The organism is Rhodococcus sp. R1101 (assembly GCF_000278445.1).
Taxonomy (GTDB): Bacteria; Actinomycetota; Actinomycetes; order Mycobacteriales; family Mycobacteriaceae; genus Rhodococcus; species Rhodococcus gordoniae.
In genome coordinates this window covers 1-10,229 of record NZ_AJVB01000105.1, presented here as the reverse complement: position 1 = coordinate 10,229, position 10,229 = coordinate 1, and the positions used below count along the sequence as shown (strand labels likewise).

Sequence of the window (10,229 nt, the reverse complement as noted above, 5' to 3'; positions counted from 1 at the left end):
TGTGCCCCGCACGACGCGCTCGCGTTGCAGGAACGCCTGTGACCGGGCGTCCACGAGGAGGACAGGAGATCGCTGTGTGGCCCGACCACTGGCCGAGAACGCCGCGGGAGATCGCGGCGGCCACCGCCGATGCGCTCGCCGCCGTCCACAGCGAGTCGGCCGAGCCCTTCGACGAGGCGGTCGCGGTGCTGGCGGACCTGCCCTACGAGCAGGTCACGGCCGTGCACGCGGGCATGGTCCGGGAGTTGCTCGAAGAACTGCATCCCGACGGCCTGGCCGGTGAAGACGTGCAGGCGGTGCTCGAACGCTCCGTCCGCTCCGGACTGCGATGGGTGCCGTCGCTCGAACCCGATGCCGTCGTCGCCGTGCTCACGGGTGCGCTCGGTGTGTCCGATCCCGACGCCGAACGTCCGAGGATCCGTCCCGAGCAGTATCTGGCGGCCGGGTTGCTCGTGGTGGCCGACCTCGTCGCTGCGCGCCGCGCGGCTCCCGAGGCGTACCTGCGCCGCGCCGTGAGCGAGATCGAACGGGCCGAGACGCACGAGATGCCCTGACCGTCGTCGGTGTTCAGTGCGGGTAGTGGTTCTCGACGTTGCGGACGACTCTGCGCAACAGGTCGGACAGGGTCTGCAGTTCGTCGTCGCCGAGTCCTTCGAGCATCTGCCTCTCGCGTGCCAGTCGCCGGGGGAACTCGGCCTCGACCAGTGCGCGGCCTTCGTCGGTGAGGGTGAGCAGCACGACGCGGCCGTCGCGCTCGAGTCGTGTGCGTTCGACGAGACCGAGGGTGGCGAGTCGCTCGGTGTGCTTCGTGGTGGACGCACCGGAGATGCCCGTGATCGAGGTGACCTCGCTGGCACGTAACGGATGGTCGCTGCGGGCGAGCGCGCTGAGCACCTCGAACTCGCTGCGGCTGATGCCGCTCGGTTCGAGTTCCCGATCGAAACAGGTGAGTGCGAGCGACCCGATGCGGGTGATGCGGCCGATCACGTCGATGGGTCGGAGGTCGAGGTCGGGGTAGTGAGCGGTCCATCCGAGACGTACGCGATCGACGAAATCGGGCTGGGGTGTCTCGGAGGGCATGTGGCAAGTCTAACGGCAGCGGACGAACAATTTCATAGATATTTTACTAGTGAAGTAATAAGGTGGACGGATGCTCGACCGCCGACTCGACGACCGCCCTCAGCTCCGTCACACCCGGGGAGCGCTCGCGCATCCACTGTCGGTGAGTGCGTGGAAGGACGCCCTCGAGGTGCGTCACGGCGACCCGACCGTGGCCGTCGCGCTCCGTGTGGGATTCGCGACGATGCTCGCTCTCGTCGGCGGTGGTCTGCTCGGTTACGCGCAGGTGGCCGGTTTCGCCGCCCTCGGCGCACTTACCAGTGCCTTCCTGAGATACGAGCCGTATCCGCGTCTCGCGGTGCGACTTCCGTGGGTCGGTCTCGGCATCGTCGGGTACACCGCGTTCGGGGCTGCGCTCGGCGCGATGGGCGCTCCACTGTGGGTGCAGATCGTCGTGCTCTCAGTGGGTTCGGCCGTCGCGTACTGGGTGTTCACGGCCTTCTCCCTCATGGGCCCCGGTCCGGTGATCCTCATCTTCGCGGCCGCCGGCGCCGCCGGTTTCTCCGACGGATGGGGAGATGCGGGCCTGGTCACCGCCGTTGCGGCGATCGGTGCGCTGCTCGGATACGTCGTGGCGATGCTGCCCGCGCTCTCCCATCCCCACACGCCCGCTCGTCTCGCGGTCGCGCGTGCCCTCGCGGCGGTCTCCGCCGTCGAAACCCGCGGTGCGGAAGCCGTTCCCGTAGCGCGGCAGAGCATCCGGAAGGCGCGCGAGACCGTCGCGCTCAACGCTCCGCGGCGTCCGGACGTCCATGTCCACGAACTGGCCGCCCTGCTCGACGCGGCGGAGACGGTACTCGACAGCGGGCCGCACGACACCTTCCGCGCGCGCCGCGACGACTTCACCCGATTCGAGTCGGAACTTCGGAAAGCGCGGCGCGACATCGAGATTCCACGCGTCGATGTCGAGGGGCAGCCGGTGCTGCCGACGCCGCCCGGCTTCGTCCGTGAAGGATGTGGTCGTCTGCTCGACCGCCTCGTGCTGATCGGAGCGGCCCGGATCTTCGTGGCGTCGTTGCTCGCCGCGTCGCTCGCCGCACTGATCGGGCTCGACCATCCGTTGTGGGCTGCGATGGGTGCCCTGGCGGCGCTGCAAGGACTGAACTACCGCAACACCGTTCAGCGCGGAATCCAGCGTCTGATCGGAAATGTCGGCGGTGCGATGATCGCTGCCGCGCTGCTCGCGCTCGATCCGGGCTACTGGCCGGTGGTCGCGGCCGCCGTGCTGTTCCAGACGCTCACCGAACTCACGGTGACCCGGAACTACGGGCTCGCCTCGGTCGGGGTCACGACGATGGCGTTGCTCCTCACCGGTCTCGGGCAGCACGCGGGTCCGGGCCTCGCCGTCAACCGGGTCGTCGACACCGTCATCGGCGTGGTCGTGGGCGTGATCGTCGCTGCGGTGACCATCCGACGCGACGACCGGCACCATCTCGTCGCGTGACGAGACGGCACCGGTCGTCGGTGGTGCTCATGGCCTGCCGCCGGAAAGCGGCGGGGTGATGCTCAGGAGTGGGCGGCTTCGAACCGCTCGAGGATGTGCCGCGGGATCCGGCCGCGCGAGCTGACGTCGTAACCCTTGTTACGAGCCCAGTGTCGGATCGCGGCCAGTTGCTCCGGCGACCGAGTGGGCGGAATCGCCTTGTGGGTTCCTGCCGTCCGTGTGCGGGCTCGTGCTGCCGTCTTCTTCGGCGTGATGGTGCGGGTGGTCGACGCGGGCTTCGCAGGTGCCTTCTCGTGAAGCCACGGGCGGAGTACCGCCAGGAACTTGTCTGCGTTCGCCGGCCGCAGGTCGATTTCGTACTCGTCGTCGTCGACCGTGATGCGGAACGACTGCGCCAGGCCGTCCATGATCGGTTGGCCGTCGATATCGTCGAAATATTGGACGCGCACTTTCTGTGCCACGTTTTATCTCCTTGTCCCCGAACTGTGCGCTGTCGACGCTAGTTCTTACTCGGGGGTAGGCTCAAATCGCGAATGTACGATCCCACTCGCTCGACGAAATGATCGAAGAACTCGGCCGGGCGGGTGCCCGCCACGATAACCGCGTTCGGCGTCCTCTGCCACATACCGGACAGATCGGCGACCGTCGTACCCCGGGTGAGCCGCCCGTCGAGTTCGACGTCGACCGTCGCGGGCCGGGAGGTGTAGGGAACCGCGCCCAGCGCGACCGCCGCGGCGAACGGGTCGTGCACATGCGCGAGGAAGCCCAGGCCCTGATCACGATGGAACTCCATGTAGAACCGCAATGCGTCGGAGATGTGGCGGACGAGAGGGACATCGGCCGTCGACCGCGTACCGCGCGGGGCGTCCGGGGAGAGTTCCCCCGAGCGGGGCACCCCGACGACGTCCCCGATCCGCGCGACATGCTCGGGGTACATCTCGATCGACTCGGTGACGTCGAGCGGGCACACGATCGGCCGCCGGTCCGGAGGCACGATCGAGAAGGCGTCGAACACGACCTTGGCGGCCTCCGGATCCACCGCGACGTTCCATTCCGAGGTCGGTGTCGTATTACCCGGATGGTGGAAACATCCACCCATGATCACGAGGCGACGCAACCGCGCCGGCAGCCCGGGGTCGATACGCAGGGCGAGCGCGAGATTGGTGAGCGGACCGGTGACGAGCCCGGTGAGCTCCCCCGGATGCTCGCGGGTGAGATCGACCCACGCCTGCGCGGCCGATCGCGACGACCGCGAGCGCGACGCAGCGGGAAGTTCCGCGTACCCGATCCCCTGCGGACCGTGGGTGTCCTCGGTGGTCATCAGCGGCGCGACCAACGGAACCTGCGATCCGGCAGCCACTTCGATGTCCGGCCGGCCGCACACCTCGAGCCACGACAGGGTGTTGGCGGTGACCTGGTCCACCGGCACGTTCCCCGCCGTGCACAGGGCGGCGACGATCTCGGCTTCCGGGCTCGCGACGAGATAGAGCAGGGCGAGGGCGTCGTCGATGCCGGTGTCGACGTCGACGATCAGGCGGGTACGGGTGGCCGGAACATCGGGTTCGTGTACGTGCACGATCCCATCTTGGGGCATCCCGATGAGCGCGCCGCGTCCGGTGCTGGGAGAATTTTCGAATGCACGAGCGTGAGAACCGCGGTTATTTCACCGAGGACGACGGTGTCTACCTGCCGACGAAGTACGCGACCAGTCCGTGGTCGGACACGATGCTCAACGGGCCGTGTGTGAGTGGCCTGGTGGCGCGTGAGCTCGAGATCCACCATGCCGTCGAGGGTTTCGTCCCGTCCCGGTTCACGCTCGATCTCTTCAGGCCGGTGCGCAACGAGCCGATCACCTTCACCACCACCCGGGTGCGCGACGGCAACCGCATCCGCGTCGCCGACGCGAACCTGATGCAGGGCGGTGAGGTGTCGGCGCGCGCGACGCTCACCTTCCTCCGTAAGTCGGCACCGCCGCCCGGATCGGTGTGGATGCGTGGTGCGTCCCCGACGCCTCCGCCCGGTTCGCCGGAGACACAGCCGGGACCGCTCGAGTACTCGTCGTGGTACGGCAGCGACGGCCCGGGATGGACGCGGGTGCGGTCGGAACACCAGAACTCCGATCGCAAGCGCCTGTGGTCGCGGCAGCTGTCGATCATCGTCGGTGAGGAGCTGTCGCCGTTCGTCAACACCGCGACCGTCGGTGAGGGCACGTCGTTCGTGACCAACTGGTCGGACAAGGGCGTCGGCTACATCAATTCCGATGTCACCCTGGCACTGTCCCGTCTGCCGGAAGGACCGGAGGTCGGTATCGAGGCCGACAACCACATCAGCAGCGAGGGCGTCGCGGTCGGCACGGCGGTGTTGTTCGACCGTCTCGGCGCGTTCGGCACCGGTGTGGTCACGGCGCTCGCGAATGCGCAACGGCAGGTCGATTTCGGCTGATCCGAACAGGAGTGATGTCATGCGCGTACGGCGGATCGTCGACCTGACCCACGTGATCTCCCCGGACATCCAGATCTATCCCGGGGATCCGGCACCGACGTTCACACCGCACGCCACCGTCGAGACCGACGGATTCGACCTGATGCGCATCGACATGGGATCGCAGACCGGCACCCACGTCGACGCGCCCCGGCACGTGCGCAGCGGCGGCGCCGCGATCGACGCGGTACCGCCGGATGTCTTCGTCGGACGCGGTGTGGTGCTCGACGTGCGCGCTCGTGTCGAGGCCGGTTCGCTCGTCACTGCCGACATGTGGAGCCGGTGCACGATCGGTCCCGGGGACATCGCGCTGGTCCTCACCGGGTGGTCGCGGTATTTCGGCACCGATCGGTATTTCGACCATCCGGCCGTGAGCGTCGACGCGTGCCGGTGGTTGCTCGACCGCGGGGTCCGCACCCTCGGGATCGACGCGCCGAGCGTGGACCCTACGGGTGACGAGACGCTCGCGGCGCATCACGTGCTCGCCGAGGCCGGCGCGATCATCTGCGAGAACCTGCGCAATCTCGAAGCGATCGACTTCGCGGATCCGCTCGTGTCGTTGCTGCCGATCCCGTTCGCCGGTGTCGACGGGGCCCCGGTGCGGGCGGTCGCGATGCAGATCGAGAAGTGACCGTCCCGCACCCGGGAGGTCGAGAACCGTCCGCAGAAAACCGGCCCGGCTATCGGCCGAGTGCCGTCGTGAGCGAGGACAAGTGGTCGCGGGTGACGGCGGCGGCGGTCACCCCGTCACGGTCCGCGATGGCGTCGTAGATGCGTCGGTGGGTATCGTGGTCGGCGTCGTCCCCGTGGGTGCCGCGCGTGCGGAGCATTTCGATCATGGCGTGACGGTTACGGGGGGTGAAGCCGTCGAACAGGTCGAGAAGGATCGGGTTGTGTGCGGCGACCACGATGGTGCGGTGGAAGACGATGTCGGTGTCGACGTGTTCCTCGATGGCCGTGCGATGGGTTTCGCGTTCCCGCAGTGACTTCTTCAATGCCCGCAGTTCGGCGGGGGTGCGGCGCGCGGCGGCAAGGGCCGAGGCCTCGACCTCGACGGCGATGCGGGCCTCGATCACGGCGAGGATGTCGGCGCGCGCGACCGTGCGCGTCCAGTCCTCGGGTGCGTCGAGAGCGGTGACGAACACGCCGGCGCCCTGCCGGGTGGTCAGGATGCCGCGTCCGGCGAGCTGACGGATCGCTTCGCGGACGGTGGAGCGGCCGACGCCGAGCTGCGGAGCCAGCGTCGTCTCGCCGGGCAGCTTGGCGCCGAGCGGCCATTCTCCGGATCGGATGCGCTCGAGGAGCAGTTCGGCGGCCTGGTCGGCGAGAGGCTCGCGGCGGACGACGGTCATGGTTCCATCATCGCAGAGTCGCCTACTCCTCTACTTGTCTGAGGAGTTATGTTAGCCTTCGGGCATGCGCTCCTTCGCGTTCCTTCTCCTTCGCCGCCACGGCGGGGCCTAGCCGGACCGGCTCCCCGTCGTGGAGTCGAACACGCGCCGGTCCCTCGTAACGACGATCGACGAAGGACTTCTCCGATGAGCACCAGCACGTTCCCGCGTATCTCCACTCCTGCCGGTCCGGTTCCTGCCGACGCCCCCGTCTGGAACAGGCAGCGGCACTCCGCCATGTCCTCACATCGCTACCGCGATGTGTACTCCCGCGTGGAGGTTCCACTGACGCAACGGAACTGGCCCACACAACGTCTGACCGCGGCCCCGCTGTGGGTGCCGGTGGACCTGCGCGACGGCAACCAGGCACTGGCCGAACCGATGGATCCCGGCCGCAAACGCCGCTTCTTCGAGCTGATGGTCGCGATGGGGTACAAGGAGATCGAGGTCGGTTACCCGTCCGCCTCGCAGACCGACTTCGACTTCGTGCGCCTGATCGTCGAGACCGACATCGCGCCGCCGGACGTCACCATCGTGGTGTTCACCCCGGCACGTCGCGACCTCATCGAGCGGACGGTGGAATCCGTCCGGGGTGTCCGCAACGAGGTCGTCGTCCACATGTACACCGCGACCGCTCCCACCTGGCGCGAGGTCGTCCTCGACCGCGACCGTACCGCGCTGACGGAACTGATCGTCGCCGGTGGCCGCGACGTCCTGGAACTGGCCGGCGACCTGCCGAACGTGCGGTTCGAGTTCTCACCCGAGGTCTTCAACCTCACCGAACCCGACTACGCGCTCGAGGTGTGCGACGCGATCACCGAGTTGTGGGACGCGACCCCCGAACGGCCGGTGATCGTGAATCTTCCGGCCACCGTCGAGATCGCGACCCCGAACGTCTATGCCGACCAGATCGAGTACATGCACACCAACCTGGCGCGACGCGACGCGGTGATCCTGTCCGTGCACCCGCACAACGATCGCGGCACAGGTATCGCGTGCGCCGAACTCGCCGTCCTCGCCGGGGCGCAGCGGGTCGAAGGGTGCGTGTTCGGCAACGGGGAACGCACCGGCAACGTCGACATTGCGACACTCGCACTGAACCTCCACGCACAGGGCATCGATCCGATGATCGATTTCTCCGACATCGACGAGATCCGCCGCACCGTCGAATACTGCAATCGCATCGAGATCCACCCGAGGCACCCGTATGTCGGCGACCTGGTGCACACCGCCTTCAGCGGCACTCATCAGGACGCGATCAGGAAAGGGTTCGCCGAGCACCGGGCACGCGCCGTCGCCGAGGGCCGTCCCGAGTCCGAGATCGATTGGCGAGTACCATATCTGCCGATCGATCCCGCCGACATAGGACGTACCTACGACGCGGTGATCCGTGTCAATTCGCAATCCGGTAAGGGCGGGGTCGCCTACCTGCTCGAGAGCGAATACGGCATCGAAATGCCGCGTCGGCTCCAGATCGACTTCACTCGCCACGTGCAAGACCACACCGACACCAGCGGCGGGGAGGTCACTGCGACCGAACTGTGGGAGATCTTCGACGCCGCATATCTCGCACGGCCGGACGTCCCGGGTGCACCGGTGCTGCGCGCCTTCGACGTGACCGACGCGGGCACCACGATCACGCTGGGTGTCGACGGCACCGAACACCGCAGTGCCCATGAGGGCGTGGGTCCCGTCGAAGCATCGGCCGACGCTCTCGCCCGTCTCGGCATCGATATCGAGGTGCTCGGCCTCCATCAGAGCAGCGTCGGCACCGACGCACTCACCCTGATCGAATTCCGCAGCGGCGACGACACACGGTGGGCAGCGGGGCGTCACCGCTCCGTGCTCACCGCGAGCCTGCACGCGGTCGTCCGTGCTGCCGCCTGCATCCCGAGGCCACTCAGGACAGCTGGGTCACCACGATCCGTGTGACGCCGTAGAAGGCTGTACCCGCCGTGACGATCGCGAACAGTGCGATCCATACGGCCGCCGGAACGCGGGTGAGTCCGCGCAACTGGTCGGCGTCCGAACCCCGGCCGCGACCGCGCGAATGGGTGCGGGCGAGTTCGAGGACCGGGCGGGTCGCGCCGAGGAGCAGGACCCATGTGATCAGGTACGCCGCGGTGTACCGGACGATCGGGTCCCCGAGATAGGCGGCCGCACCGACGAGCGCACCCGCGATCACCACCGAGACGAATCCGTACAGATTGCGGATCAGCAGCAACAGGACGGCGAGCGCGGCGAGGATCGACCACAGCACCGCGGCGGGCCGATCCAGGGTCAGCAGCGTCGCCGCCGCGAATCCCAGCACGGCCGGACCGGTGTACCCGGCGAAGGTGGTCGCGACCATGCCGGGGCCTCGCGGGTTGCCGGACGACACCATCACCCCCGAGGTGTCGCTGTGCAGACGGATGCCCGACAGCTTTCGGCCCACGAGCGCCGCGACCAGCGCGTGCGACCCCTCGTGCGCCTGCGTGACGACATGGCGGGTCTTCAACCACAGCGGCCGAACGGTGACGAGCACGAGTGCGACGATCGCCGTTCCGACGACGACCATCGTCGGAGCGGGCTCGTCGACGGTCGACACGGCCTGCCAGGCGGAGGACACGACCTCCGTGAACGAGGTGGACACAGATCACCTTCCTCCGGGCCGGGCGCCGAGACTTCCGGCCCGGCGATAGCCTGATGAGCATGCCCGACCGCCGTACCCTCGAGATCCGCGCGGGTATCAAGGACTCCTGGGCCGTCGGGCTGGGACTGATCCCGCTGGGGCTCGCGTTCGGTGTGGTTCTCACCCAGGGCGGGTTCGAATGGTGGTGGGCGCCGATCTTCTCCACCGTCATCTACGCGGGGTCGATGGAGTTCCTCGCGATCGGTCTGATCGCGGCGGTCACGCCGCTCGCCTCGGTCGTCGCGGCGACGCTGCTGGTGAACTTCCGGCACGTCTTCTACGGCCTGTCGTTCCCGCTGCACCGCATCCGCAGCCGGCTCGGGCGTCTCTACGGCGTCTATGCGCTCACCGACGAGTCGTACGCGATCGTCGCCCCCAAGGCACGTGAGCCGCTCTCGGGTACCCGCATCCTCACGGTCCAGGTGATCTGCCAGCTGATGTGGGTCGTGTCGGGCACGATCGGCGCGTTGATCGGGGCAGTGCTCCCCGACGGGCTCGCCGGACTCGAGTTCGCCCTCACGGCACTGTTCGCGGTGCTTGCGATCGATGCCTTCCGCGCCAACCGCGACGTGCCGGCGCCGGTGCTCGCGCTGGTCTGCGGTCTCGTCGCATTGCTGGTCGCGAAAAGCCAGATGCTCGTCGTCGGGCTCGGGTTGTTCGTGGTGTGCCTGTTCGTGCGGTTCGTCTACCGGAACAAGGTGGCCCGTGCCTGAGTCGGTGCCCGGCGCCGGATACGTCCTCGGCGCTCTGGCGGTGATGTTCGTCGTGACGGTCGCGTTGCGCGCGGCGCCGTTCCTCGCGTTGTCGGCGCTGAAGAACTCCGCCTTCGTCGATTTCCTGGGCCGTACGATGCCCGCGGGCGTCATGGTGATCCTGGTGATGTACACACTGCGTGACGTGGGGGAGTCGACCTGGCTACCCGCGAGCGTCGGTCTCGCGGGCACGATCGCGGTGCATCTGTGGCGACGCAACGCCGCGCTGAGCACCGTTGTCGGGACGGGTCTCTATCTCGTCGCGTCGGCGTTCTGGACCTGAACCGGCGCGGCGACGGTCTCCTCGCGCTCGACGGCGTTCTCGGCGCCGGGGCGACGATGGCGCGCGGCGACCATCGCGGCGACGAACA

General features: G+C 68.0%; 12 protein-coding genes. 7 read left to right on the top strand and 5 right to left on the bottom strand.

What is annotated here, in order from left to right; all coding sequences use genetic code 11:
• Window positions 1-74: 74 nt before the first annotated feature.
• Entirely contained in the window at window positions 75-554 is a 480-nt protein-coding gene (locus R1101_RS0109560; RefSeq protein WP_026003079.1) for a hypothetical protein, read from the top strand.
• A gap of 13 nt (window positions 555-567) precedes the next feature.
• On the opposite strand, the gene R1101_RS0109555 is transcribed toward R1101_RS0109560, so the two are convergent.
• Entirely contained in the window at window positions 568-1,080 is a 513-nt protein-coding gene (locus tag R1101_RS0109555) for a MarR family winged helix-turn-helix transcriptional regulator (protein WP_016933217.1), read from the bottom strand.
• 70 nt (window positions 1,081-1,150) lie between these two features.
• Here R1101_RS0109555 and R1101_RS0109550 point away from each other — a divergent pair, with 70 nt between their 5' ends.
• Entirely contained in the window at window positions 1,151-2,563 is a 1,413-nt protein-coding gene (locus R1101_RS0109550) for an FUSC family protein (protein WP_016933216.1), read from the top strand.
• Between the two features lie 62 nt (window positions 2,564-2,625).
• On the opposite strand, the gene R1101_RS0109545 is transcribed toward R1101_RS0109550, so the two are convergent.
• Entirely contained in the window at window positions 2,626-3,024 is a 399-nt protein-coding gene (locus R1101_RS0109545) for a histone-like nucleoid-structuring protein Lsr2 (protein ID WP_016933215.1), read from the bottom strand.
• Window positions 3,025-3,062: 38 nt separating this feature from the next.
• Complete coding sequence (locus tag R1101_RS0109540) at window positions 3,063-4,157, bottom strand: nucleoside hydrolase (protein ID WP_016933214.1); 1,095 nt, start codon at window positions 4,155-4,157, stop codon at window positions 3,063-3,065.
• A gap of 41 nt (window positions 4,158-4,198) precedes the next feature.
• Between R1101_RS0109540 and R1101_RS0109535 the strand changes: the two genes are divergently transcribed.
• Window positions 4,199-5,005, top strand: a complete 807-nt coding sequence (locus R1101_RS0109535) for an acyl-CoA thioesterase domain-containing protein (RefSeq protein WP_016933213.1) — start codon at window positions 4,199-4,201, stop codon at window positions 5,003-5,005.
• A gap of 19 nt (window positions 5,006-5,024) precedes the next feature.
• The gene (locus R1101_RS0109530; protein ID WP_016933212.1) at window positions 5,025-5,675 is read left to right on the top strand and encodes a cyclase family protein; all 651 of its coding nucleotides are present in this window, start codon (window positions 5,025-5,027) and stop codon (window positions 5,673-5,675) included.
• A gap of 49 nt (window positions 5,676-5,724) precedes the next feature.
• Here the strand turns inward: R1101_RS0109530 and R1101_RS0109525 are convergent, their stop codons facing one another.
• A complete protein-coding gene (locus R1101_RS0109525) occupies window positions 5,725-6,396 on the bottom strand; it encodes a FadR/GntR family transcriptional regulator (RefSeq protein WP_006553137.1) in 672 nt (223 codons plus the stop codon).
• Between the two features lie 186 nt (window positions 6,397-6,582).
• Here R1101_RS0109525 and R1101_RS0109520 point away from each other — a divergent pair, with 186 nt between their 5' ends.
• A complete protein-coding gene (locus R1101_RS0109520) occupies window positions 6,583-8,367 on the top strand; it encodes a 2-isopropylmalate synthase (protein ID WP_016933211.1) in 1,785 nt (594 codons plus the stop codon).
• On the opposite strand, the gene R1101_RS0109515 is transcribed toward R1101_RS0109520, so the two are convergent.
• On the bottom strand, window positions 8,336-9,067 hold the full coding sequence (locus R1101_RS0109515) for a M50 family metallopeptidase (RefSeq protein ID WP_016933210.1): 732 nt from the start codon (window positions 9,065-9,067) through the stop codon (window positions 8,336-8,338). The genes R1101_RS0109520 and R1101_RS0109515 overlap by 32 nt on opposite strands.
• A gap of 53 nt (window positions 9,068-9,120) precedes the next feature.
• On the opposite strand from R1101_RS0109515, the gene R1101_RS0109510 reads away from it, so the two are divergent.
• Together R1101_RS0109510 and R1101_RS0109505 are read left to right on the top strand one after the other, a co-directional pair.
• Complete coding sequence (locus tag R1101_RS0109510; protein ID WP_016933209.1) at window positions 9,121-9,819, top strand: AzlC family ABC transporter permease; 699 nt, start codon at window positions 9,121-9,123, stop codon at window positions 9,817-9,819.
• Window positions 9,812-10,141 carry a branched-chain amino acid transporter permease gene (locus R1101_RS0109505; protein WP_016933208.1) on the top strand — a complete coding sequence of 110 codons (330 nt, stop codon included), beginning with the start codon at window positions 9,812-9,814 and terminating at the stop codon, window positions 10,139-10,141. The genes R1101_RS0109510 and R1101_RS0109505 overlap by 8 nt, the downstream gene beginning before the upstream one ends.
• Window positions 10,142-10,229: the final 88 nt, after the last annotated feature.